Source organism: Deinococcus humi, from assembly GCF_014201875.1.
GTDB classification, from domain to species: Bacteria; Deinococcota; Deinococci; order Deinococcales; family Deinococcaceae; genus Deinococcus; species Deinococcus humi.
This window is the reverse complement of the sequence record NZ_JACHFL010000003.1, coordinates 139,707-162,849: the sequence shown is the minus strand read 5'-3', so window position 1 is coordinate 162,849 and position 23,143 is coordinate 139,707. Positions and strand designations below refer to the sequence as shown.

At 65.0% G+C, this 23,143-nt stretch carries 21 protein-coding genes; 8 read left to right on the top strand and 13 right to left on the bottom strand.

The features are described 5' to 3' along the window. Positions 1–38: 38 nt before the first annotated feature. From HNQ08_RS07545 to HNQ08_RS07530, 4 genes are all read left to right on the top strand, one after another. Positions 39–1,070 (top strand): imelysin family protein, encoded by a 1,032-nt coding sequence (locus HNQ08_RS07545; RefSeq protein WP_184129362.1) that lies wholly within the window; start codon positions 39–41, stop codon positions 1,068–1,070. Next, on the top strand, positions 1,070–3,370 hold the full coding sequence (locus HNQ08_RS07540) for an FTR1 family iron permease (RefSeq protein WP_229789995.1): 2,301 nt from the start codon (positions 1,070–1,072) through the stop codon (positions 3,368–3,370). The genes HNQ08_RS07545 and HNQ08_RS07540 overlap by 1 nt, the downstream gene beginning before the upstream one ends. A gap of 224 nt (positions 3,371–3,594) precedes the next feature. Next, positions 3,595–3,768, top strand: a complete 174-nt coding sequence (locus tag HNQ08_RS07535; protein WP_184129359.1) for a DUF1540 domain-containing protein — start codon at positions 3,595–3,597, stop codon at positions 3,766–3,768. A gap of 116 nt (positions 3,769–3,884) precedes the next feature. After that, positions 3,885–4,403 (top strand): hypothetical protein, encoded by a 519-nt coding sequence (locus HNQ08_RS07530; protein ID WP_184129356.1) that lies wholly within the window; start codon positions 3,885–3,887, stop codon positions 4,401–4,403. A 159-nt stretch (positions 4,404–4,562) separates the two neighbouring features. Here the strand turns inward: HNQ08_RS07530 and HNQ08_RS07525 are convergent, their stop codons facing one another. Then, on the bottom strand, positions 4,563–6,494 hold the full coding sequence (locus HNQ08_RS07525) for an MDR family MFS transporter (protein ID WP_184129353.1): 1,932 nt from the start codon (positions 6,492–6,494) through the stop codon (positions 4,563–4,565). Beyond that, the gene (locus HNQ08_RS07520; RefSeq protein ID WP_184129351.1) at positions 6,491–7,027 is read right to left on the bottom strand and encodes a MarR family winged helix-turn-helix transcriptional regulator; all 537 of its coding nucleotides are present in this window, start codon (positions 7,025–7,027) and stop codon (positions 6,491–6,493) included. The genes HNQ08_RS07525 and HNQ08_RS07520 overlap by 4 nt, the downstream gene beginning before the upstream one ends. Before the next feature lie 360 nt (positions 7,028–7,387). Between HNQ08_RS07520 and wrbA the strand changes: the two genes are divergently transcribed. After that, a complete protein-coding gene (wrbA, locus tag HNQ08_RS07515) occupies positions 7,388–8,008 on the top strand; it encodes an NAD(P)H:quinone oxidoreductase (RefSeq protein ID WP_184129349.1) in 621 nt (206 codons plus the stop codon). A 329-nt stretch (positions 8,009–8,337) separates the two neighbouring features. On the opposite strand, the gene HNQ08_RS07510 is transcribed toward wrbA, so the two are convergent. The 5 genes from HNQ08_RS07510 to HNQ08_RS07490 all read right to left on the bottom strand — a co-directional run bounded on the left by HNQ08_RS07510 (position 8,338) and on the right by HNQ08_RS07490 (position 13,110). Beyond that, complete coding sequence (locus HNQ08_RS07510) at positions 8,338–9,726, bottom strand: MATE family efflux transporter (protein WP_184129347.1); 1,389 nt, start codon at positions 9,724–9,726, stop codon at positions 8,338–8,340. 68 nt (positions 9,727–9,794) lie between these two features. Next, positions 9,795–10,652, bottom strand: a complete 858-nt coding sequence (locus HNQ08_RS07505; protein ID WP_184129345.1) for an MBL fold metallo-hydrolase — start codon at positions 10,650–10,652, stop codon at positions 9,795–9,797. A 44-nt stretch (positions 10,653–10,696) separates the two neighbouring features. Then, positions 10,697–11,017, bottom strand: coding sequence for a GNAT family N-acetyltransferase (locus HNQ08_RS07500; RefSeq protein ID WP_184129343.1), 321 nt, complete (start codon positions 11,015–11,017; stop codon positions 10,697–10,699). A gap of 72 nt (positions 11,018–11,089) precedes the next feature. Continuing rightward, a complete protein-coding gene (locus HNQ08_RS07495; RefSeq protein WP_184129341.1) occupies positions 11,090–12,283 on the bottom strand; it encodes a hypothetical protein in 1,194 nt (397 codons plus the stop codon). After that, a complete protein-coding gene (locus HNQ08_RS07490; RefSeq protein ID WP_184129338.1) occupies positions 12,280–13,110 on the bottom strand; it encodes a TrmH family RNA methyltransferase in 831 nt (276 codons plus the stop codon). Before HNQ08_RS07490 ends, HNQ08_RS07495 begins: the two co-directional genes overlap by 4 nt. 146 nt (positions 13,111–13,256) lie before the next feature. Here HNQ08_RS07490 and HNQ08_RS07485 point away from each other — a divergent pair, with 146 nt between their 5' ends. Next, complete coding sequence (locus tag HNQ08_RS07485) at positions 13,257–13,661, top strand: YchJ family protein (RefSeq protein WP_184129335.1); 405 nt, start codon at positions 13,257–13,259, stop codon at positions 13,659–13,661. Between the two features lie 20 nt (positions 13,662–13,681). Here the strand turns inward: HNQ08_RS07485 and HNQ08_RS07480 are convergent, their stop codons facing one another. Then, entirely contained in the window at positions 13,682–14,935 is a 1,254-nt protein-coding gene (locus HNQ08_RS07480; RefSeq protein ID WP_229789996.1) for a homoaconitate hydratase family protein, read from the bottom strand. A 156-nt stretch (positions 14,936–15,091) separates the two neighbouring features. Between HNQ08_RS07480 and guaA the strand changes: the two genes are divergently transcribed. Beyond that, the gene (gene guaA / locus HNQ08_RS07475; protein WP_184129332.1) at positions 15,092–16,636 is read left to right on the top strand and encodes a glutamine-hydrolyzing GMP synthase; all 1,545 of its coding nucleotides are present in this window, start codon (positions 15,092–15,094) and stop codon (positions 16,634–16,636) included. A 145-nt stretch (positions 16,637–16,781) separates the two neighbouring features. Here the strand turns inward: guaA and HNQ08_RS07470 are convergent, their stop codons facing one another. Continuing rightward, complete coding sequence (locus HNQ08_RS07470; protein ID WP_184129329.1) at positions 16,782–17,993, bottom strand: vWA domain-containing protein; 1,212 nt, start codon at positions 17,991–17,993, stop codon at positions 16,782–16,784. A 98-nt stretch (positions 17,994–18,091) separates the two neighbouring features. Next, on the bottom strand, positions 18,092–19,084 hold the full coding sequence (locus HNQ08_RS07465) for a hypothetical protein (protein ID WP_184129326.1): 993 nt from the start codon (positions 19,082–19,084) through the stop codon (positions 18,092–18,094). An 88-nt stretch (positions 19,085–19,172) separates the two neighbouring features. Here HNQ08_RS07465 and HNQ08_RS07460 point away from each other — a divergent pair, with 88 nt between their 5' ends. Next, positions 19,173–20,921, top strand: a complete 1,749-nt coding sequence (locus tag HNQ08_RS07460; protein WP_184129323.1) for an HRDC domain-containing protein — start codon at positions 19,173–19,175, stop codon at positions 20,919–20,921. Between the two features lie 69 nt (positions 20,922–20,990). Here HNQ08_RS07460 and HNQ08_RS07455 read toward each other — a convergent pair whose 3' ends face one another. The 3 genes from HNQ08_RS07455 to HNQ08_RS07445 all read right to left on the bottom strand — a co-directional run bounded on the left by HNQ08_RS07455 (position 20,991) and on the right by HNQ08_RS07445 (position 23,083). Continuing rightward, positions 20,991–21,794 (bottom strand): GNAT family N-acetyltransferase, encoded by an 804-nt coding sequence (locus HNQ08_RS07455; RefSeq protein ID WP_184129320.1) that lies wholly within the window; start codon positions 21,792–21,794, stop codon positions 20,991–20,993. 63 nt (positions 21,795–21,857) lie between these two features. Then, on the bottom strand, positions 21,858–22,301 hold the full coding sequence (locus tag HNQ08_RS07450; RefSeq protein WP_184130297.1) for a disulfide bond formation protein B: 444 nt from the start codon (positions 22,299–22,301) through the stop codon (positions 21,858–21,860). A 68-nt stretch (positions 22,302–22,369) separates the two neighbouring features. Then, positions 22,370–23,083, bottom strand: coding sequence for a DsbA family protein (locus HNQ08_RS07445; RefSeq protein WP_184129317.1), 714 nt, complete (start codon positions 23,081–23,083; stop codon positions 22,370–22,372). Positions 23,084–23,143: the final 60 nt, after the last annotated feature.

The following is a 23,143-nucleotide window of genomic DNA, read 5'->3' as shown; positions in this document are numbered from 1 at the left end:
TCTTGACTTACTTACTCAGGATAGTTCAGTATCTAACCATGCGTCCATCACGACCACTGTTGACCGTCACATTGGGTTTCGGCCTGCTGTCCTCCGCGCACGCCGCCGATCTGAGCGGCGTCAAGACCTATCTGAGCGGCAAATTGGAAACGCAACTGGCCGGGACGCGGGCGCTGAACGCGGCGGCAGACCGGTATTACACACTGGCCAAAAGTGCAAATTTCAATTACCGGACGCTGGCGAAAAATCCCCAGACCCGCGCCACTCTTCAGGCCGCCCGCGCCGGGTGGACGAAGGCCAGCCCTGGCTATGAGGACATTGAAGGCATCGTGGCAGGAGTGGAGTCACTGATCGAGTTCGACGTGATTCTGGACGCCGGCACGAGCGCGGCGGACGGCGGCGAGGACGTGGTGCCATTTGACCTGAAGTTGCCGGACGGCCGGACGCTCTTCAAGCCGGGCAACCTCTTCGGCGTCAACGAGGGGACGTTGTGGGGCACGGTGAAGGCGTACAACAGCGGAGTGGCGTTCGACGTGGACGGCAATGGCCGAATGGACTTCGGCGATGCGCTGCCCGACGCCAATGTCCTGAAGGCCGCCGCCGCCGAGTTGCACCGTCAGACCCTGGAGTTGCAGAAAGCCGCCAGGGCCTGGAATCCCAGCCGGGAGGACGTGTTCGGAGCACTGGTGGGCAATGTTCCCACCGTTGGGCCGGTCTTCTTCGAGGACTGGAAGTCCAGTCCTTTCGTGATGGGCAACAGGAGCGTTCGCAAGGACTTCGTGGTGATCTCGCGCATGGCCGATCTGGTGGGCAACGTCAGCTCGTGGCGGGCAATGTACCGGGGCCTGAGCCCCGACGTGAAGGCCAGAAACGCCACGCTGGACACCCAGATCCAGTCGGGCCTTGATGAGCTGGCACTGTACGTGAACAAGCTGGTGGCCCGCGAGCAGACCCGCCGCTACACCCCCGAGCAGGCCGAGCAACTACAGCGCGAGGCCCAGAACCGCGCCACCGTCATCACGGGGCGCATCACCCAGGCGGCAGCGTTGCTGGGCGTGCAGGTAGAGTGATGAGGAGCCTTTGCATTGCTGCCCTGCTGGCCCTGAGCGCCGGACTTGCCGACGCCGCAGACCTCGCCACACCCGCCGAGACCATGCGCTCCTCACTGGCTGAGGCTGGGCTGGAAGTCTCGTTTGACCGTGCCGAGGCATCAAGACTGGTCGGGCAGGCGAGCAAGGCTTACCAGACCGTGCAGAGTGAGTGGCAGGTCGCCGATCCCACTGCTGCCCGCGAGGTTGGCGCCGCGCTTAAGGATGCCGACGCCGCGGCCCGTCAGGGGGACGAGATCGCCCTGAACCGTGCCGGGGCCACCGCCTGGACCGCCCTATTACGCGGCGCCTATACTGGGCTGCAGCAGAGCGTGCAGGCTGGGAACGCCGACGCCGCACGCGACTGGTTGGCTGCCCGCGAATTCCGCGTCGCCAGCCCCCTGACCCGCTTGAACGTTGATGCCACCGGGGCCATTGAGGCGCTGGCCACCGGAACGCTGAAGCCGGACGCGGCCCTGAAAGCCGTGCGCTCGGACGTGCTGGACGGGTATCAGGCGCGGCTGAACGACGCGCTAAGGGAACTGGAAGTCTCCCAGGCACGCGGATTCCGCACCCTGGCCGCTGGACAGGCCGCGCTGGCGCAGGGCTACTTTCAGTTGCTGCAGCCCGCCTACGTGGGCCAGCACGGGGAGGCCGCCGCCACGCGGCTGGAAGGGCAGTTCGCAGCGCTTCCCAGCTCGCTTCCCGCCGTGCAGGCCAGCCTTTCGGGTTTCCGCGCCGCGCCCCTGAGCGAACGTGAGCTGACGGCGCGGGCCTCGCAGGTCACGCGCTTCCTATCGCTGGTGCCGGTGGAATACGCGCGCGGCGTCAAGCTGGACGGGGGCCGTGCCGTAGTCACGCAGGAGGTCGAGGTGGGCGAGGCCCGTACCTTCCTGGGAGGCGCGGTCTCCGCGCTGGCCGACATCGCCCCGCTGTTGCCCGATCAGGACGCGGCTCGGACGCTCAGCTCCGAATTTGCCTCTTTGAACGCCGCCCTCTCACCGCAGGCGATGACCGCCCGGCCTGCTGCTCCGGCCGAGGTGGAAACGCAGGTCAGGACCCTGCTGGGCAAGGTGAAGGCGGCCTTTCCCGCCGACTGGCAGAAGGCCGATGCGGGCGCGGATCTGGATGTGGTCCGCACGCAGCTGGACGCCGTGATGGCCGCCGCCAGCGCAGGAGAGTGGTCTGCCGCCGAAGCGGCCCGCCTGGACGCCTACGCCCTGCTGGAAAGCGGCACCGAGGCGCGCATCGCCGTCTTCAATCCTGAACTGAAAGCCCATCTGGAAGGACTGATCTGGAACGGCACAGCCCCGACAGGCCTGGCGACACTGATTAAAAAGCAGGCTCCGGCCAGCGAGTTCAAGGGCACCCGAGCCGAGCTTCAGATCACGCTGAAAAATATTGCCAAGATTCTGGGCACTGAGGTCGCTCCCGTCGCTGTAGCCACCAATGCCGGCATCATCGTGTTCCGCGAGGGACTGGAGGCGGTGCTGATCCTGGCCGCGCTGATGGGCAGTCTGCGGCGCGATTCCGTGCGTCACCTGCGCCGCCCGATGTGGCTGGGAGCCGCCGCCGCCTTCGGGGCCACGGCCATCACGTGGTTCATCATGCAGGGCGCGCTGTCGTTGCTGGGCCGCTACGGCGAGAAGCTGGAGGCCGTGGTCAGCGTGATCGCCATTGGCGTGTTGCTGCTGATCATGAACTGGTTCTTCCATCAGGTGTACTGGACGGACCGCATGGCCTCGTTCCAGAAGCACAAGCATGAACTGGCGCACGGCGGCGGAGCCGTGGACGGGGCCATGCGCGCCCAGTGGTGGGGGCTGGCCGTGCTGGGCTTCACCAGTATCTACCGCGAGGGTTTCGAGACCACCCTGTTCCTGCAATCGCTGGTGCTGCAGGCGGGCGCGGCGTCGGTGCTGGGTGGCACGGCCGTCGGACTGGCGTTGGTTATCGGCGTGGGTGTGGCGGTCTTCAGGTGGCAGGCCAAGCTGCCCATGAAGAAGCTGCTGGTCTGGACGGGCGTGCTGATCGCGGCGGTGCTGGCGGTCATGGTGGGCAATACGGTGCATACCCTGCAACTGGTGGGCTGGCTGCCGGTTCACCCGCTGCCCTTTACGCTGCCGGCCAGCCTGGGGCTGTGGCTGGGTTTGCACGCCACCTGGGACGGTGTGCTTCTGCAGGTTGGCTCGGTGGTGGCGGTCGTCGGTTCGTTCTTCGCCGCCGAAGCCCTCAAGACGCGAGAACTGCGTCAGCGCCAGCGCGGCGCGACGGTTCACAGCTAGCGAAAGCTGATCTTAAAAAGAGGCCGGGGGAATCAATTCCTCCCGGCTTTTTCTCTTCTTGATTCTTGTTTCATTAGTACTTGAGCGCAGGTGCCATGACGCGCCGACAACGCATTAAACACGCTTTTGATATCCGACTAAACGACTCTGTTTGATCTCTCTGGTCTGTTTACATGACGCGGCAGCACACTGAAGAGGTGGGTTCGGGTCATTAAAGTGCGGACATGAACGAAAACACCACCGTCAGCCGCTGCGACGCCACCTCCTGCCGCTTCAACAGCGATCACAAGTGCACCGCCGGGCAAATCGAGGTCAGCATGAGCGCGGACATGGCCCAGTGCCTGACCTTCAGCCCCAGCAGCGATGCTCAGGGCAAGCAGCCCAGCGCCCAGCAGTAACATTTTGCTCCCCTTTGAGCGGAGGCTCCCCATCAAGGGAGCCTCCGCTTTTGCCACTTCCTCCCTTTCCGGCTGCGTCCATCTGTGCTCTAATCCTGAGCAGAGGACTCGGAATAATGCCCAGACTTTCTCCCTTTCCCGCACCCACCGCCCTTCCTGATCTTCACAGTATGGCCACGCTGGTAGCTGCTGAGGCCGTCCTGGCCCAGCTGTCGGGCCGCGCGCCGCTGCGGATCGAGGCGGTGTCCGTAGCAAATGGTCCGGCTGTGCGCTACGCCCTCTCCCCTGACGTGGAAGCCATGCGCGCCAACCGTGGCCTGCTGGAAGACGTGGTGATGGCGGCGCTGGCCGCGCCCGTGGCCGCCGAATTGCTGGGACTGAGTGCACCCCAGCCTGCCGAATGCCGCAACGCCCACGCCCTGCTAGAGGCCGCCCTGACCGAACCGGAGGAGCGCGAGGTGCTGGACGCCTACCTGGCCGTTCTGTCTGCCCGCACCCGCGCCCTGGTGCGCCGCGCCTGGGCCGAGATCGGCGTGGTGGCGGCTGGCCTGCGCGAACACGGCACGCTGGACGCGCAGGATGTCCGCCACCGCATGGCCTGCGCCCAGGGCATTCGGGGCACGCTGCTGAATTGAGCGGGTCAAAGAAAGGCGGCGCAACCCTGTTCTGGTTGCGCCGCCTTTTTCATCTGAAGGGCAGGAGGCCGCCAAACCCATTGAGAGGTCGGGCCATATGGAAAGGAAAGCAGGAGGCAGGCCCGTCTCAGCCCGCCTCCCACTCCTAAACTGGGGTGCTCAGCCTTCCAACGAAGCCAGACCGCCGCGCTTTTCTCCCTGTGGCCCGCCCTGGCCCTCGCCCTTCTTGGGCAGTCTCAGGTTGGGCATCGGCAGGGTGGCCAGGAACGCCAGCAGGGCCACGAAGATACTGATCAGGTAAATGCGGCTGATGGTGTTGGCGAAGGCCACCTTGAAGGCACGGCTGGACAGATCAAAGACTTTTTTGGCCTCGGCGATGGCCGCTGTCTGGGCGCTATCCAGTTGCGATTTGATCTGCGCCAGCACGCTCGCCTTGCCTTCCTCGCTCTGGAGGGCGGCGGCGGGTATGTTGCCCAGTCCGCTGCGCAGCGCTTCAGGCAGGCTGGGGTCCTGGGTCAGGGCGCTCAGATCGCCGCCCTGCACCGCCGTCTCCACGCTGCCGAAGGACGCGGCAAAGCCCGCAGTGATCTTGGACTGAACGCTGTCAAAGGTGGGCGCGTCCCCGCCTCCTCGCGCGCTGCCCGCATTAGACGCCTGCTTGGCAGCGGTTTCCAGCTGCGCCACCACCGCTGGTGGCTGGCCGGCCTCGGCGGCGCGGAACTGCTCTGGGACCTGGGTGGCCAGGGTGCTGGTCAGCACCGCGCCGAACACGGCGGTGCCGATGGTGCTGCCCATCTGCTGGAAGAACTGACCGCTGGAGGTCGCCACGCCGATTTCCCAGCGATGTACGGCGTTCTGGATCGCCAGGGTGAACAACGGCAGGGCAGGGCCGATACCCAGGCCCAGGATGACCATATACACGATCACCCGGCTGTAGGCCGTGTCGGCGTTCAGGGTGGACAGCAGGTAGAAGCCGCCCACCATCATCAGCAGACCGATCAGGATCAGGTTCTTGTACTGGCCCAGACGCGAAGCGAGCTGGCCGCTGGCCACCGAACCGATGATCAGGCCCACGGTTAGCGGGATGGTGGCGGTCCCGGCCTTGGTGGCGCTGACGCCCTGCACGTTGACCAGATACAGGCTCAGGAACAGGATCGCGCCCAGGAAGGCCGCCCCCAGGAAGAAGCGGGCCGTCACTCCCCAGGCAAAGGTGGGGTTCTTGAACAGCGTTAGGGGCAGAATAGGACTCTCGTGGCGCGACTCGACGAACAGGAAGGCGATCAGCGACACCGCTGCGCCCGCGAACAGCGCCAATACCGTGGGGTCCGTCCAGCCGTATTCCGGCTCAGCCCCAAACGTCAGCGCCAGCAGCAACGGGACCGAGAAGGTCAGGACCAGCACCGCACCGATATAGTCGATCTTGGGCTTGAGGCCACTGGCCAGACGCGGCATCTTGCTGAAGATGAAAGCCAGCGCGATCAACCCGATGGGCAGGTTGACGTAAAAGACCCAGCGCCAGGAGATGTTGTCGGTCAGGAAGCCGCCCAGCAAAGGGCCGATCACGCTGCTCAGGCCGAAGACGGCGCCGAACAGACCCTGATAGCGGCCACGTTCTGCGGGAGCGAAGATATCGGCGATGATGGCAAACGCCACCGAGGTCAATGCCGCCGAGCCGAAGCCCTGCAGGCCCCGGAACACGATCAGCTGCATCATGCCGCCGCCGAAGAGGTTGCCAAAAAATGGCTCACCGGACATGCCGCACAGCGCCGAGCCGATCAGAAAGACGACGATACCGAACATCAGAACCGGCTTGCGGCCGTAGATGTCCGAGAGTTTGCCGTAGATGGGCACCATCGCGGTACCAGCCAGCAGGTAGGCGGTGGTGACCCAGGCGTACAGGTTCAGGCCGTCCAGATCGGCCACGATGCGCGGCAGCGAGGTGGCCACGATGGTCTGGTCCAGCGCCGACAGGAACAGCCCCAGCAGGGTGCCAATCAGAATCAGGATCTTGGTCTGATGCGGCAGTACCTCGGCGTAATTGATGCGGTCTTCGGGGTTGGGGTCCCCGGAGGGTGGTGCGTTTCGGATCATAGTCGTTCCTCGGAAGGGGTGGGGGGACGGTCGGCGGGGCGGGGGCTGGACTTGTAGATCTCGCTGAGCAGGGCATTGATCGCGCTTTCAGCCGTCTGGAGAGTTTCAAGACGGACCTGCCCGAAGACCTCGCTGTAAGCGCCCATCATGTTCTTTTCCTTGACGGTCAGGAACTGCTGTCCCTTCTCGCTCAGCGCCAGCAGCTTCTCGCGCCGGTCCTGGGGATTCTCGCGGCGTTCCATCAGCTTGCGCCCCACGAGTTCCTGAATCAGCTGGCTGGTGGCGGGCAGACTGACGCCCAGCTGTTCGGCCAGCACTGTCACGCTGATAGGCGCAAACGCACGGACCTTGTACAGCGCAGTCATCTGCGTGAAACTCACGTCCTCGCCCTGCAGTTCACTTTGCAGGCTGCCCATCAGCTGATCGGAGACCAGACGGTGAAGCTGGCGCATACATGTGGTCAAGCGCTCGACGGGATCGTCGCTCCCGGCTAACGCGGTACACGGGCTCAGGGGGGGATCAAGACTGCTCATAAGGTCACCATCATGTTTAAGATAATGAAACTATTTTGAAGATGGAAACGTTATATTACCTACACCATTAAGTGCATTAACGTACGCCATTCGGCTTAGTAGGTGCTGCGTCCCTAACAATTTTCTGCAAATGCAACGGGCAAAAGCAGGTAAGCCGTTGTGCGCGACATCCCTCGCGTAGGACATCTACCACCCGAGGGATATCGTGTCGCCACAGCAACCTCAGTTGAAATTAAGCTACACAAGAAAGGGCGGGACAGAGTAAATCGGGCAGGTAAGTCCTGCACAGTTACGCGTTCCCATCCCCCATTAATTTGACTTAATATTGAACTATTAACAGCTATGATGTAGGCTCGGAGCATGACGAATCAAAGTGAATCGGAATCCAAAGCAGTCAGACTTGCCATCGTTTACTACTCCACCTATGGCACCAACTATGCTATGGCGAACGAGGCTGCCGAGGCCGCACGCGCCGCCGGGGCAGAGGTGCGCGTCCTGAAAGTTCAGGAGACCGCGCCGCAGGCCGTCATCGACACCCAGGATGCCTGGAAGGCGCAGCAGGAACGTAGCGCTGACGTGCCGACGGCCACCCCCGATGACCTGGAATGGGCCAATGCCATCCTATTCAGCTCGCCCACCCGTTTCGGCGGCGCCAGCAGCCAGATTCGCGCTTTTATCGATACCCTGGGCGGTCTGTGGGGAACGGGGAAACTGGCCGATAAGACCTTCAGTGCCATGACCAGCGCCCAGAACCCCAACGGGGGCCAGGAAACCACGCTGCAGACTCTGTACATCACGGCCATGCACTGGGGCGCAATCCTGGTGCCGCCCGGTTACACCGATCCGGTGATCTTCGCATCGGGTGGCAATCCGTACGGTACCAGCGTGACCGCCGACGGCGAGCCCCTGAGCGATGCTGACAAAGCCAGCATCCGGCATCAGGCGAAACGACAGGTGGAAATCACAGCAAAAATGCTATAAGCGTTAGGGAAGAAAAAGAGGGAGGCGGCCAACAGGGCCCGCCTCCCTCTCCCCTTTTCCTGTGCCTATTCAGGCAGATTAAAGCCAGTTCGTGTCTTTGTGTGAGCTTGCCGCCGTCAATGGAACATTCGGCTTCCAGATTCACGCCTTCTTGGCTGTCAGTTTTGTCTACCCGGACGCGTTAGCCACACTGATGGGTCAGATGATGCCGTCATGCCGAGTGGTGATTACTGCACTGGCGTCATCCAGGAAAGGCGGCCCGACAGGACTCGAGCCGCCGATATAAGCCGTTGGACATGCCTGAATTTGACCGATCATCCAGAACAAATTCAGGTGGCCCTAGCCTGTTCCAGCGCCAGGCGCTCCCAGTTCACCCGCCGCCGCCGCCAGTCGAAGATACCCACCTTCACGATTTCCTCCAGCCCGCGCGCCAGGAAAACGCCCCAGACGCCCAGCGGTGTGTACAGCCCCAGCATGATCGCCAGCGGCAGGCCCACCACGAAAGCGCCCACAGCATCGCCAAGAATGATTCCCTTGCCATCGCCGGCGCTGGGGAGAATACCGCCGCCTACGATCATGTTACGAACCTTGAAAATCTGCGTGCTGGCATTGATCAGAATGCCGATCACGGCGACGTGCTGAACTGCCGCCCCTACCTTCGGAAACAGACCCGGCACCAGCAGAGCGCTCAAGGCAAACAGGATCCCGAAACCCAGGCTGGTGACCAGTCCGGCGCGAGCGATCCGGGCCAGCCACAGCTGCGCCCCCGCCGCGTCGCCCTGCCCCAGCGAGCGCCCGATGAACACCGTGGCCGAACTCATCAGGCCAAACGAGCCCACGATAAAGATTCCCTCCAGTGTGCTGACGATCTGACTGGCCGCCAGCGCCACTGTGCCGACGCGGGCGAATACGGCGGCGTACATGAAGTTGCCCAGGCTCCAAACGAACTCGGTAAAGGCCAGCGGCGCACTTAAGGCGAGCAGCGGCCCGGCAATGGCGCGCAAGGCCGGGCGGCTGGGGAATTGCAGGGCCGCCAGGTGACGCGGCCCGTAAACCTGATAGGCCAGCAGCATGGCCTTCAGCACATTGGCGATGACCAGCGCCCAGGCCGCACCCACCACACCCAACTCTGGCAGTGGGCCGACGCCGAACACCAGACCGTAGGCGGCGAGGCTTTCGACCACCACCGTGAAACTTGTGACCACCAGTGGCGTTCGGGCGTGGCCCAGCGACCGCAGCGCCCCACTGAAAATCCAGCCCAGTACCCCGGGCAGCAGCGCCAGCATGCTGACCTGCATGTATGGCACGGCGGTGCGCGTCACGTCTGCCGCGCCGCCCGCAAGCCGCAACAGTGCGTCTGCGTTCAGAATAATAGGCACGGTCAGCGCGCCGGCCAGGAGCAGGCTGACCACGAGCGTGACGCTCAGGGTCTGGTTGACGCCCGCGCGGTCATTTGCCCCCGCCCGCCGCGCGATGAGAATGCTAGTACCAGAGCCCAGCGCGCCCAGGGTCACGAAAAACAGGAAGCTTAGGCTGCCGGTCAGACCCACCGCTGCCACCGCTACCGCCCCCAGCGCCCCCACGATGATCTGGTTGATAAAGGTCAGGACCAGCTGGATGACCATCTCGAGACTGACAGGTACGGCGATGGACGCGATCTCGCGCATAGGCGACTTAACCGTTTCAGATGGCGGGGCAACACTGGGGACAGCAGACATAACGCGCCAGAGTACCGCATGGTCAGCGCACTGAAATAGGCCAGATGGCGGAGAGGACGGGCGGACAGCTAGACGGTCTGACCCTCGTCGGCCACCGCCACGAAGCCGCCCTTCGGGTTCTCCTTCAGGCGCGCGAAGGCAGTCTGTGGATCGTGCGGCGTGCAGATGATCGCGCCCTCCTCGAACCACTGCGGCAGGTACTTCTTGCGGGTTTCCAGCGTGGTCACAGGGTACAGGTCATAGCCCATGATGTATGGCGTAGGCGTGTGGGCCAGGGTTGGCACCAGATCGGCGACGTACACCAGCGTCTGGCCGCCGCTCCGCAGAACCACACCCTGCTGGCCCAGGTTATGACCGGGAAGGGGCAGCACGCTCAGCCCTGGGCGCAGTTCATGTTCGCCCTCGATCAGGTCGAACAGTCCCGCATCTGCGATGGGTTCGTAGGTGTCAGGCACGTAGCTCGCACGGCTGCGCTCATGGGTATGGCGGGCGTCCTCCAACTCACGCGCCTGCACGGCGTAACGGGCGTTGGGAAACGTCGGCTCGTTCAGCGCCGTGGTGTTGCGCCCGGCATGATCGAAGTGCAGGTGGGTGTTGATCACCAAGTGGATGTCGTCAGGAGACAGCCCCACACTCTCCAACCCCCGGAAAACCGTCTCGTCGCGCTCCAGGCCGTAGATCGACTCAAATTTCTCGCCGCCCCGGTCCCAGAACCCGGTCTCGATCAGGATATTCTCGCCATTCAGCTGCACCAGCAGAGGATTGATCCTGAGCGGAATGCGGTTCAATTCATCCGGCATGGCCACCCGCTCCCACAGCGTCCTGGGCACACTGCCGAACATGGCGCCGCCGTCCAGTCCAAAGTTGCCATCCGTGAGACTGATGACTTGTGCTGCTCCGATCTGCCGCTTGTGGTTCCAGGCCATCAGTTCAGACTAACAAACGTTAGGTCGAAAGTCGCCTCTGCGGTTTATAGCCCCAGGGGCCGCCGCTGCTCGGGCTTCACCAGTTCCAGGTATTCGGGATGCTTGCGGATGTAGCTCGCGACAAAGGGGCAGGTCGGGACGGCGTTCAGGCCGCGCTCTCGCAAATCATCCAGCGCGAACTGCACCAGTCTGGAGCCCAGGCCCTGGCCCTCGTACTGATCGTCCAGTTCGGTGTGCGGCAGCAGCCGCGCCTCGGGCAGTGGGCGGTATTCCGCGTGTCCCGCCAGCTGACCATTCACGTACACCTCGTACTGCTGTTTGGCCTCGTTGTCCTTGAACGCCACTTCTCCCGGTTCATTGGTCATGGCCGCAGGGTAGACCATGGGGTGGGCGGCAGAACGCCAAACAGGTTGAGGTTTCGTTGCCGATTTCCCAGCCTAGATGGAGAGCTGCCTGGGCAGATCGGACCCATCCACCAGCGCCTCGAGCAACCGCGTGGCCTGTTCCAGCAGGTGCGCCTGCACCCGCGCCGCCGCACGAGCCTGCCGCCATTCCAGACGGACACGTGCCCGACTGAGGGGATCGCCGCCGCGCTGGCCGAGCACTTTGAGGCGCTCTTCCAACGCGCCCACCTGTTGCCATAGCGGCGCGAACTTGGCCTGGGCGGTGCGCGCCGACTGCAGAGTGGCCTCCAGTTGCGCGCGTGCCTCAGTCTCGGCCGCTTCCAGGGCCTGTTGGGCCACAACGACGGCTGGCTCCGCCGACGGCTCAGCCTCGGCCCGCCACTGCGCCAGCTTCAGGGCGTGGCGGGCGCGCAGCACTGCCGGATTGAGCGGCACTTCCAGCGAGAAGAACTCGCGGTCCAGTCTGGCCTGGGGCGAGGAGAGCGGCAGGTCTGCGTCGTCGGCGTCCACAAGCGGTAGAAACGCTTCCAGAAAGGCATCGAGCTGGGTCAGGGTCAGGTGGGCGTGGGCCAGCTGCACGCCGACGTTGTGGCCGCCCCGCTCCTCGGTCTGAAGCTCACGGACATGCATGCGTAGCCACTCGGCCTGGGCCACGGCGGCGGCCACGGCGTCGGCCACCTCGACGCGGGACTGATCGGCCCGCAGGCTGCTGAGCATTTCCTCGGTTTCCCAGCGCCTCACCTCGGCCAGAGCGGCCTGCAAGTCCCACTCGGCGGTTCCGGCCAGACCCAGCAGGGTGGCGTCCGCGCGCACGGCCGCCAGGCTGCGGCCCGCGATCTCGGCATTGGCGCGGGCCAGCAGCAACGGCAGGTCATGGGCCCGCCGTCCCCAGCGCAGCGGCGCGGGCGTGGGTTCGGGGGCCAGGGGGCCGGGGGTGGGCTGGGCCGGAACCGGTACGCTCTGAGCGTAGTCGGCCAGGTCCACGGTCGTGCCCTGCAACCAGGCATCGGCGCGGGTGTCCCCGATGGTCTGGCGCAACCCGCTGTACACATCCTGCAATACGGCCACGACGTCGCGCGGCCCCAGGGCCCGCAGGGCTGGCCAGCCCCGGCGCTGCACCGCACCCTGAATCGCCGCCTCGGCCCCGTGCAGCCCCAGTTCCTGACTCAGCCGGGTTCGCAGCCACTCGCGGTAGGGATCTTGACCATAGTCGGCAGCTGGGCTCATTGTCCGGCTCCGGCGGCTCCCGTGCCCCGGCGCTGCCGGGCACATTCGAACAACATCAGGGCTGCCGCCGTCGCCACATTCAGGCTGTCGGCCGCGCTGCCCGGCTCCATGGGAATGCGGACGCTCAGACCGCTGCCGTGGCTCCCTGCCTGTCGCCAGTGCGTGGGAAGCCCGCCGTGTTCGGTCCCCAGCAGCAGGGCCACCCGTCCGGTCAGCGGCGCGTCCCAGTAGACGTGCGGCGCGTCGGGGGTGCAGGCCACCATCACGCAACCCTGCGCCGTCAGGTAATCTTGCGCCGCTTCCTCGTCCAGCGCGACCACTGGCAGGGCAAACACGCTGCCCTGACTGGCGCGGATCACATTGGGGCCGTAGGGATCTGCGCCGCGCCCCAGCACCAGCACCGCCGCCGCACCCGAGGCGTCCGCCGTCCGCAGGATTGCGCCCACGTTGCCGGGTTTCTCCAGGCCGTCAAGGACCACCACCACGGCGTCGCCTGGCAGATCAGGCAGCATGACGGCGGGCCTGGGCGCCACAGCCAGCAGCCCATCGGGGTTCTCACGCCCACTGACCTTCTCGAAGGCGGCGGGCGACAGCAGCGTGGGCAGGGTGGGCAGCGTCGGGGCCACTTCAGCGGCCTCGGGGCTGTGCAGTTCAGGGGCGCTGAAGATCTCGGTCGGCTGCACGCCAGCGGCCAGCGCACGCGACAGTTCCCGGGCGCCCTCAATTAAAATGACGGCCTCCTGTTCACGCGAGCGCCGCGTATGCAGACGCACCAGCCGCTTAAGCTGAGGATTTTGCAACGAGGTGATCGGATCGGCGCGGGTCATCCGGGGCCATTATGACGGGTCAGTCTGTCCATTCTGTGACAACAAGGCTCTGTAAGCCATCCGCGCCAGCAGCCCGACCTGAACTGTGCGCTGAACCCGGTTCAGATGAGCCCACCTGTCCCCCCCGACTGCGTTAGCTTGACCGCATGCCGCTGGCCTATCCCCCGTTCAAGTCCTGCCCGTGCGGCTCCGGGCGCAGTTACGCCCACTGCTGCGGCCCGGCACACGACGGCTCGCGGCCCGCGCAGACCCCTGAAGTGTTGATGCGCTCGCGCTACTCGGCGTACGCGCTGGGCAATGCCCCCTACGTGCTCGCCACTTGGCACCCGGACACGCGCCCATCAGACCTGCACCTGAACCCGGCCACCCGTTACCTGTGGCTGAAAGTGCATGAGGCGTGCGGTGAGGAGGTGGAATTCAGCGCCGCCCTGCAGGTGGACCGGGGCGAGCGGTACGTGCTGCGCGAACGCAGTCTGTTCACGCAGGTGGATGGGCGCTGGTTCTACGTCGACGACATCACGCCGCCGACGCTGGACGCCCCCGAAGGGTAAAGGTAAGGCGGCCCCTGCCCTTACGCCGCCCCCACGTCCCCCGGCAGGGCAATCTTTCCCATCACCGCCGTCGCTGCGGCCACCGCAGGCGACGCCAGATAAATCTGCGCGTCCTTGTCGCCCATGCGCCCGATGAAATTGCGATTGCTGGTGGACACGCAGACCTCTCCCGGCGCCAGAACGCCCTGGTGACGGCCCATACATGGACCGCAGCCCGGCGTGCCCAGCACCGCCCCGGCGCGTTGTAGGGTCAGCAGGGTGCCATCCTCCATCGCGGCCTCCATCACCTGCGAGCTGGCCGGAATCACCAGCAGGCGCGTGCCTGGGCTGACCTTATGGCCCCGCAGAACCTCGGCGGCGGCGTGCAGGTCTTCCAGCCGCCCGTTGGTGCAGGTCCCGATAAAAACCTGATCCACCTGTAAGCCCCGCAACTCGGCCACGTCATGCACGTTGTCCACCTCGCTGGGGGCACTCATGCGGGGGTTCAGGGCCCCCAGATCGAGTTCGATCTGCCGCACGTAGGTTGCGCCGTCGTCCGCGTACACCCACTCCGGCACGTCGTACATGCTCAGAATCTCGCCGCCGGGGACGACAAGGCCCACCTTCGCGCCCGCCTCCACGCATAGGTTGGCCAGGGTCATCCGCTCGCCGCGCGTGAACCGGTCCCCGGCGTGAATCTCGATGCTCTGGTACGTTGCGCCGTCCGCACCCAACGTGCGGATCATTTCCAGCGCCACGTCCTTGGCGCTCACGCCGGGGCGCAGTTCTCCCGTCAACGTGACCTTCACGCTTTCCGGGACACGCAGCCACGTCTTGCCGCTGGCGGCGGCCAGGGCGATATCCGTGGCCCCCATTCCCGTGCCGAAGGCAGCTACCGCGCCGTAGGTGGTGGAGTGGCTGTCGGACCCGAGCACGATCCAGCCCGGCTTCGCCAGTCCCTCCTCCATCAGCACCTGATGGCAGATGCCACGCCCCACGTCGAACAGGGCCACGCCGGTCCGCGCAGCGTATTCGCGGGCTTCCTTCTGCGCCTGGGCCACGCTGACAGTGCTGGCCGGGGCCACATGGTCCACCACGATGGAGACGCGTTCCGGGTACTTTGGCATGGCTGCGAGGTCATGGGTCATGCGCTCGATGAAGCTCTGGGCAATAGAGTCCACCACCATCACCTGATCGACCTCCACCACGGCGAGGTCTCCAGCGTACACGGCCCTATCGCCGCGCCGGGACAGAATCTTCTCGGCCATGGTCTGGGGGTTAAGAACGGACGTCATGGCCTTATTGTGCCGCCTGCCACGGGAAAGCAGCGTGAGGTTGACTGGAATAGTCGGGCTGGAGGTTTCAAATGCCAACCCCCCTGAGTGACGTGGGCACCTGATGGTGCAGGGCAGCCTCCTCCGGCACGCGCCGCCGTGCCACAATCGGCAGCGATGAGCGTCGTCATTCTGGATTTCGGCAGTCAATTTACCCGCCTGATCGCGCGGCGGTTCCGCGAGCTGGGGGCCTACAGCGTGATCCTGCCCGGCACGGCCACGCTGGAGCGCATTCAGCAGGAAGACCCGCAGGGGATCGTGCTGTCGGGCGGTCCCAGCAGCGTCTACGACGAGAATGCGCCGAAGCCTGCCCCCGGCGTGATGGACCTGGACCTTCCGATCCTGGGCGTGTGCTACGGCATGCAGTACATGGCCCACGAAGCCGGGGGCGACGTGAAACGGGCGGGCAAACGCGAGTACGGCAAGGCCGATCTGACCCGTTACGGCGGCCAGCTGTTCGAGGGGATCAGCGGCGAATTCGTCGCTTGGATGAGCCACAGCGACAGCGTGACGCAGTTGCCCCAGGGGTACGAGGTGATCGCTGAAACGGCGGATACCCCGGTCACGGCCATCGAAAATACGCAAACGCGGCGCTACGGCCTGCAATTTCACCCGGAAGTGGTGCATACCCCCAAGGGCGGGCAGATTCTGGGCAACTTCCTGACCATCTGCGGCGTGGCGCGCGACTGGACCGCTGCACACATCATCGACGAACTGGTCTCGGACGTGCAGGCACAGGTGGGTGAGGGACGCGTCCTGCTGGCGATCAGCGGGGGCGTGGACAGCTCCACGCTGGGGCTATTGCTGGCGCGGGCGATCGGAGAGCGGCTCACCGCAGTCTTCATCGATCATGGCCTGCTGCGCCTGGGCGAACGCGAACAGGTGGAGGCCGCCCTGATTCCGCTGGGCGTGCATCTGGTCACGGTAGACGCCCGAGCCGAGTTCATGGGCGCCCTGGAGGGTGTCTCGGACCCCGAGCAGAAGCGCAAGATCATCGGGCGCGAGTTCATCCGGGCCTTCGAGCGCGAGGCGGCGAAGCAGACGCGGGAACACGGCGGGTTCGATTTCCTGGCGCAGGGCACGCTGTACCCGGATGTAATCGAATCGGCGGGCGGGCTGAGTGCGGACAAGAGCGGCGCGGCCAACATCAAGAGCCACCACAACGTTGGCGGCCTACCCGAGGACCTGAACTTCAAGCTGGTGGAACCCTTCCGCACGCTGTTCAAGGACGAGGTGCGTGAGATCGCCCGCCTGCTGGGCCTGCCTGAGCACATCCGCATGCGTCATCCCTTTCCGGGGCCGGGACTGGCGATCCGTTGCCTGGGTGCCATTTCCGAGGAAAAGATGGACATCCTGCGCCGGGTGGACGATATCTTCATTTCCGGCCTGCGCGAATTCGGGTTGTATGACGGCTGCTCGCAGGCGCTGGCGATCCTCACCCCGATCCAGAGCGTGGGCGTGATGGGTGACGAGCGCACCTACAGCTACACGGCCGCGCTGCGCGCCGTGACCACCGACGACTACATGACCGCCGAGTGGGCGCGGCTGCCCTGGGAGTTCCTGGCCACCATGAGCAACCGGATCGTCAACGGGGTCCACGAGATCAACCGGGTCGTCTACGACATCACGGGCAAGCCGCCCGCCACGATTGAATGGGAATAAGCCAGGGGCATTGTCTGATTGACGGCTTCTGAAACGCAGCCGCGCGTGCAGAGATCATAGGGCAAGGCTGCCGCAGCCCACTGGGGTTGCCCCAAGAAGAAGCAGATGGCCCGTACTCAGGCCATCCGCTTTTCGCGTTCCGCCGCTAGTTCACCAGTTTCGTTTTGTTGGTCACGAAATCCATCAGCACGTACTGGCCGATGTTCTGCGGTGTGGTGAAGTACGCCTTGCCCTTCGTCATCTCAGAGACGCGGCGTACAAAGCCCACCAGTTCGGGATCGCGGGCGAGCATGAAGGTGTTGACCTGAATGCCGGAGCGGCGGCAATTGGCGACCTCGCGCAGGGTGGCCCCCAGCACATAGGGATCGAGGCCGTAAGCGTTCTTGTAGATCCGTCCGTCCGGCAACGTCAGGGCGCTGGGCTTGCCGTCGGTGATCATCACGATCTGCTTCATGTCCTTGTTCTCGCGCTTGAGCAGCTGCTGGGCCAGCCGCAGGCCGCCCGCCGTGTTGGTGTGGTACGGCCCGATCTGCGCCTGCGCCAGCTTGGACACCGGGACTTCCTCGGCGCTGTCGTGGAACAGCACGAATTTCACGGTGTCGCTGGGGTATTGCGTGCGGATCAGGTGCGCCAGCGCCAGCGCCACCTGCTTGGCCGGCGTGAAGCGGTCCTCGCCGTACAGGATCATGGAGTGAGAGCAGTCCAGCAGCACGATAGTAGCCGCTGAGGAGTTGTACTCGGCCTGGCGGATGACCAGATCCGCTTCCTCCATGTTCTCCATACCCTTGCTCAGCACATTGCCCAGCGTGGCCGTGGTGTCCAGATTAAGGGTGTCGCCGAACTCGTAGTTCTTGAGCTCGCCGGACATCTCCACGCCGCTGGCGTACTCGCGGGTGTCGTGCGCGCCCGCGCTGCTGCGGCCCAGACCGCCCATCAGGTCACGCAGGGATTTGTAACCCAGGAAGTCAATGCTCTTGTCGGTGAGCTGAAAGGTGGCCTCGCCCGTCTGGTCCGCGCCGCCCTGTCCGTCGGAGTCCTCGAACTCCTTGCGGATAAAGCCGTCCTGCTGGAGTTTGTCCATCAGGTTCTTGATCTGCTGGCCCAGCGCGGTTTCGTGAATATCCGCCGACTGCATGGCCTCCAGCAACTGCTCTTCTGGGATCATGTTGCGCTCGGCCAGCGCTTCCAGAATGGCGTCGAACAGGTCGTCCATGCTAGGACGCGCGTTGGGATCGGGATCGTAGGGGTCGTTCATGCCCTGCCCCAGCAAGGCTTCCTGGATCATCTGCATCAGCTCACTGGAATCGAGTTGATCCAGTTCGCCTTCAAACTTGCTGTACCGCGTGATGCGCGCCATGTCGTGACCTCCGTCTGGACACAGCATGGCGCGTGTGCGGGGCGGCGTTTGTAAGCGTCGTTTGTAAGCCAGGGGCGCGGCGAGGGGTGGGCCGTGGGTCAGCGCAATGTCATCGTCACGCTCTGATCGATGGTCATAGTCAGGCTCACCTGCACGCCTTCAATAGCCACCGTCATGTTCAGCATCTGCCGGCTCGTCTGACTGGAGGGCCCGGGCAGGCCGTCCTTGCGATAGATCTGGGTGCTGCTGGCCTGCCCATCGGTCATTTCGACCTCAAACCTGGGCAGGTCCGCGCTGCCCCCTACGTTGATCTTCCAGCGATCATAACGGCTGGTCTGGGCAAAGGTATGCAGCCCCTGAGCGTTCAACCCGCCGTATGTGGTGACGGTGGTGAGCTGCAGTGGGGTGGACTGGATCTGACCGAACAGTTCCGGCAGTTCAGCCTGGGACGCAAATGCGCCGAGCAGACCCGAGAGCAGGCCGGTCGCGTCCACCGTCACCGTCTGCGAACGTGGCTGATTGACCACCAGCGGCTGCCCGTACACGGCAGCGAAGTTGGCGCCGTTCTGATTGGCGAGTTCCTGCAGCTTTTCGCTGGCCAATCCAGCGAAGGCGGCGTTGAGCGCCGGAGTGTCACTCTCGACCTTCAGGCCGCTCACCGCGCCGTTCCGCGCCAGCGTCTGCGTGATTCTGAGGGTGACCGGCGGCTGACCCGGCACGTTCTGAACCACGCTGGAAAGCAGGGTGACGTTGCCACCCGCGTCCCGCCCGGTGACCCGGTAGAACACTTTGCCCTTCACCGTCACGGCCTGCGCGCCCGCCATGCCAGCCATCACACTGCGCCTGATCGTGGCCAGTTCATCCGCCGACGCCGCCGAACCGGGCAGCGCCGTGACCTGCACGTTGGAAACTCCTGTGCGGCTGATCGTGGTGGTCTGCAATTCCACCTGCGTGCCCAGCGGGGCGCTGAGCGTCAGGGTCGAGGGGACAGCCGGTGTAGTGACGGTGGTGGGCTGGGACGTGGGCGGAGCATTGCCCTGGGCAGAAGCAGCGGGCAATAGCAACAAGACGGACAGGAGCAGCGCTTTCATTCATCCACGGTACGGGGAGACAAGGCCTAAGGTTGCCTTATTTGCCTTCATGAACCCCCTGACCCAAGCGTGCTGCACAATAGAGCGCATGACAGATTCACGCTCATCCCGCGCCGAAACGCGCCCCGATGCCCGGCTGGTCGGCCTGCACGCCGAACGCGGGGATCCCCACGCCCGCCTTTCAAGTGCTCTGGCGGCGCTGGAGGGCGCGGCCTGGGGCCTGCTGTTGCCCGGCGAGGCGGCACTCGCGCGACAACTGGCTGCATTGCTGGGCCAGGGGACCATTCGGGTGGATTCACGCCTGCGGCTGAACCGTGACCTGCTGGCGGTAGCCGGGCTGGCCGCCGCGCCGCTGGACGGCGACTGGCGCGGGGCGCGGGGCGTGTGGCTGCTGGAGCCGGAGCCAGGAGACATTGAGCGCGCCCGTCGGGCCGGCGTACCGGTGATCGCCGACGCCACGCTGGCTCCTGGCAGTGGCTGGCTGGGGGTGGGCGCAGAGTTGATCGTGTACCGCGACGGAGCCACCCTGACCGGCCACGGGGACGTGTCGCTGGCTGTCCTGTTCGGCGCCGACCAGGCCCCGGAACCCGTGACCGATCCCCCCAGTGAACTGAGTGTGGCGCTGGCTCTGCGCGACGTGTCCACGCTGCCCCTGCGGCTAGCCCGCGCGGCCCGCACGGTGTCTGCCCTGGCGGATCGGCTGGGCGGCGCGGCCCAGAGCGCTGGCCCCACCGCTCTGCTGCTGGCCCCCGACGCCGCCCCCGACACCGCCCAGCCGCCCGGTGGTGTGCGGGCCGCCACCCGCAGCGTGCCCGCCGGCGTGATTCTGACCCCCGGCCTGGAGGACACCGAGGCCGCACTGGGTCTGCTGTACGGCGCTGCGAAACAGACCGGACGCGAGGAGAGGGCGCAGGACAGTTCGCAGAGCGCTCAGCCCGCACCCAGCCGTGAGCAGGGACGCGAGGACAGCGATTCACGCCAGGGGCGGAACGAGAACCGCCGGGATGGGCGACGTGACTTCAGACCGCGTCAGGAGGGTCGGGGCGACTTCCGTCAGGATTTCCGCCAGGGAGACCGGCCTGAGCGCAGCGATCGTCCCAGCCTCCCCAACCAGAGTGAGTCCAGCCGGACAGAGGCGCAGCGCCCCCCGGCCAGTCAGGAACAGGACAACCGGACACAGGCCAGCCCTCCCGAACGCTTCACTTTTGAGGCTCCCGCCGCCGTTGCTCCGGACTCCGCTTCCACACCCACCGAGGAAAGCTGGGAACCTGAAATCGTCTATAGCGACCTGAACCATCCGCCCGTGCGCCTCCCCACGCCGGTCAGTTCTGGCCCGGATTTCACCCCTCTGGACGCTGGGGTGCCGGACGTGCGCCACCAGCCGGAGCTCACGCCCGCGTCCGAGGAACACGACGTACCGGGAGATGCGGGTTCTGCACAAAACGACGCCGAGCCCGAAGCCCAGTCGCCAGCGCCCCAGGAACAGTCCTCCGGGCGCGGGCGTGAACGGCAGCAGCGCCCGCCCCGGCAGGAAGCGCACGATGCACCAGACCTGGCGCCCGTGATCCTGCCCCCCGATCTGCCCGCCGCCAAGGAAGACCCCGCTGCCAACCTGAGTGACGAGCAGGCGGCTGTCTACGCCCGCCTGCGCGAATGGCGCAACGCCGAGGCAAAGCGGCAGGAAATCAGCCGCTTCATCATCGCCAGCAACGCCACCCTGGCCGAGATCGCCCGCCGCGTGCCGTACACCGACGCGGACCTGAAAGCCGTCAAGGGCATGGGGCCGGAGCGCATGAAAAAGTACGGCGACAAGATTCTGGAGGTGGTGCGGGGCTGAACCCACGCGCCCTCCGTCCGGCCCTCTTCGATCAGGAGAGGGCCTTCTGCTGCGGTCAGTGGGCTGGCCTCAATGCTCCTGTATGAAATACAGCTGCGTCGCCATCTGCCGTGAGCCGTGCTTATCGAAAATGCGGCGCATGGCTGCGTTGTCGGCCTCCGTACCACCATCGTGACGCCCGAAGTTTTGAGCGGCCAGCGCCATCAGATGCGCGTGCAGGCGCGTGCCCATGCCCTGTCCACGGCCTTGCGGCAGCACACCGATCAGGTTGATGCTGGCAGAGCCCGGACGTCCGCCGGGACCAACCGCGCCCAGCGCCACCGGCGACCCATTCCCTCCAGGCAGGGCGATCAGCGTCCAGCCCTGAGACAATTCCAGATCAGGCTGCCCCAGTTCTTCCAGTAGCCCGCGAATACCGGAGCGGTCGGGGTCCACGGTTTGCGCGTGTAGGTCCAGCGGGTAGCTCTGGGCGCGCAGCTCAGTCTCGTAGATGACATGCTGGCTGTCCAGGACCCACCCGGCAGCCTCCAAAGGCGCGGCGTCAAGTGGGGCGAGGGCGTCCGTCAGAAGCAACTGCTGTTCGGGTTCAGCATGCTCACGAATAACGTGGGCTAGCGCCACAACTCCTGCTTCCGGCACGTCGGCCCGCAAGTGAGGAATGATCGGAATCCGAGGGATCGCATTGATCAGCACGTGACCTTCCACGCCCCACTCGGAACGCAGGATCAGTGTCCGCTCCAGTAGAAGCTGTCCCCCGGCGAGACGTTCGCGCAGAATGCTCAGGCGTCTGGCCGCGTCCTCTCGGTCCGTGACCAGGGCAACGAGATCGGAAAGGGTTTCGGCGGTGGCAGGCTGGACGGTGAAGGTATTCATGGCTGACCTCTGAAAAGAGCCACCGGAAAAATACTTCCGGTGGCCCGCTGTGGACGGATGGGTTCAGGTCCGGCTTCTGCGCCAGCTCAGCAGGCCAATGATCAGCGTGAAGGCGATCAGACTGAGCGTCGGAATGGTCAGAATCGGGTTCAGGCCCGACAACGCGCCAGCCCCCCAGACAGGCCAGGGCGTGTTGCAGGGAACCACGGTGGGGTCCACCAGGGCGCTGCAGGCCTTGAGGGTGGGAATCACATTCCAGTCTTCCAGATTCTGGATCAGGGCCACCACCCAGCCCACCGCAGCCAGCGGCAGCACGTAGCGTCGGATGTTCAGGTCACTACCCAGGGCGGCGATACCCAGAATGACCGCCAGCGGGTACATGGCGATGCGTTGATACCAGCACAACACGCAGGGGCGGAACCCTCTGACCTCACTGAAATACAGGCTGCCCAGCGTGGCGGCCAGGGCCACCAGCCACGCCAGATACAGCCGGTTGTCCGGGGTCAGGATGCCCTGACGGTGGCCACGCAGGGGTTCAGATGTGGCCTCTGGGGGGAGTGCTACGGACTTCTCGCTCATTTCAGGGCGGCGTCCACAGCATTGCTGACGTCGGCGGCCAGATAGCTACTCGCGCCACTGCCGTTCACCACTTCCTTGCCGTTCACGAACACGGTTGGGGTATGGTTCACCCCCGCGTCCATGGCCTGCTTCTCATCGGCGTCCACGCGGGCGGCAGTGGCGTCGGTGTCCAGGCAGGTCGCGAAGCGGGTCTGATCGATGCCTTCCACGTTGCCTGCCAGATCCTTGAGACGGGTCTTGGTGGCCCAGACGGTGGACTCGTCGCCCTGCGCACGAAAGAGGATGTTCTTGTAGGCCTCGAAGGCGTCGTTGCCGCCCTGATCGTAAACGCACCGGCCAGCCTGCGCCGCGATCTTGCTGTCGTCAGTAGGCAGGCGGGCGTTCTCGGCCAGGAAGGGCCAGACCAGGGTGTAGATCTTGGCTTTGCCGGTGTCCACATACTTGGTCTTCAGTTCCGGCTCAATGGTGTCGTTGAACTGCTTACAGACTGGACATTTGAAGTCCTCGATCGTCACGATGTTCACGGGCGCGTCCGCCTGACCGATGTAAGGCACACCGTCCAGATTGAAGTCGGCGCTAAGGGCCGCCCCAGCGTTGGCAGCGGGCTTCTGACGCACCGCGAAGAGCGCCAGCGCGATGAGCACCACAGCAATGAGCGTGCCGACCACCAGGATCGTGCGATTGGGGTTGTTTCCCTGAAGTCTGGTCATATGGCCCAGAGTTTAGCGCCCGGAGGTGAGCTGTATCCGGGCGCTCGGCTGAAGCCAGAG

What these genes read in the sequence shown, in the direction of transcription:
- HNQ08_RS07455 (WP_184129320.1), bottom strand. Translation starts at nt 21,794, where the DNA reads ATGAATACCTTCACCGTCCAGCCTGCCACCGCCGAAACCCTTTCCGAT.
- guaA (WP_184129332.1), top strand. Translation starts at nt 15,092, where the DNA reads ATGAGCGTCGTCATTCTGGATTTCGGCAGTCAATTTACCCGCCTGATC.
- HNQ08_RS07520 (WP_184129351.1), bottom strand. Translation starts at nt 7,027, where the DNA reads ATGAGCAGTCTTGATCCCCCCCTGAGCCCGTGTACCGCGTTAGCCGGG.
- HNQ08_RS07535 (WP_184129359.1), top strand. Translation starts at nt 3,595, where the DNA reads ATGAACGAAAACACCACCGTCAGCCGCTGCGACGCCACCTCCTGCCGC.
- HNQ08_RS07495 (WP_184129341.1), bottom strand. Translation starts at nt 12,283, where the DNA reads ATGAGCCCAGCTGCCGACTATGGTCAAGATCCCTACCGCGAGTGGCTG.
- HNQ08_RS07465 (WP_184129326.1), bottom strand. Translation starts at nt 19,084, where the DNA reads ATGAAAGCGCTGCTCCTGTCCGTCTTGTTGCTATTGCCCGCTGCTTCT.
- HNQ08_RS07470 (WP_184129329.1), bottom strand. Translation starts at nt 17,993, where the DNA reads ATGGCGCGCATCACGCGGTACAGCAAGTTTGAAGGCGAACTGGATCAA.
- HNQ08_RS07510 (WP_184129347.1), bottom strand. Translation starts at nt 9,726, where the DNA reads ATGTCTGCTGTCCCCAGTGTTGCCCCGCCATCTGAAACGGTTAAGTCG.
- HNQ08_RS07490 (WP_184129338.1), bottom strand. Translation starts at nt 13,110, where the DNA reads ATGACCCGCGCCGATCCGATCACCTCGTTGCAAAATCCTCAGCTTAAG.
- HNQ08_RS07485 (WP_184129335.1), top strand. Translation starts at nt 13,257, where the DNA reads ATGCCGCTGGCCTATCCCCCGTTCAAGTCCTGCCCGTGCGGCTCCGGG.
- HNQ08_RS07460 (WP_184129323.1), top strand. Translation starts at nt 19,173, where the DNA reads ATGACAGATTCACGCTCATCCCGCGCCGAAACGCGCCCCGATGCCCGG.
- wrbA (WP_184129349.1), top strand. Translation starts at nt 7,388, where the DNA reads ATGACGAATCAAAGTGAATCGGAATCCAAAGCAGTCAGACTTGCCATC.
- HNQ08_RS07545 (WP_184129362.1), top strand. Translation starts at nt 39, where the DNA reads ATGCGTCCATCACGACCACTGTTGACCGTCACATTGGGTTTCGGCCTG.
- HNQ08_RS07505 (WP_184129345.1), bottom strand. Translation starts at nt 10,652, where the DNA reads ATGGCCTGGAACCACAAGCGGCAGATCGGAGCAGCACAAGTCATCAGT.
- HNQ08_RS07530 (WP_184129356.1), top strand. Translation starts at nt 3,885, where the DNA reads ATGCCCAGACTTTCTCCCTTTCCCGCACCCACCGCCCTTCCTGATCTT.
- HNQ08_RS07445 (WP_184129317.1), bottom strand. Translation starts at nt 23,083, where the DNA reads ATGACCAGACTTCAGGGAAACAACCCCAATCGCACGATCCTGGTGGTC.
- HNQ08_RS07525 (WP_184129353.1), bottom strand. Translation starts at nt 6,494, where the DNA reads ATGATCCGAAACGCACCACCCTCCGGGGACCCCAACCCCGAAGACCGC.
- HNQ08_RS07480 (WP_229789996.1), bottom strand. Translation starts at nt 14,935, where the DNA reads ATGACGTCCGTTCTTAACCCCCAGACCATGGCCGAGAAGATTCTGTCC.
- HNQ08_RS07540 (WP_229789995.1), top strand. Translation starts at nt 1,070, where the DNA reads ATGAGGAGCCTTTGCATTGCTGCCCTGCTGGCCCTGAGCGCCGGACTT.
- HNQ08_RS07500 (WP_184129343.1), bottom strand. Translation starts at nt 11,017, where the DNA reads ATGACCAATGAACCGGGAGAAGTGGCGTTCAAGGACAACGAGGCCAAA.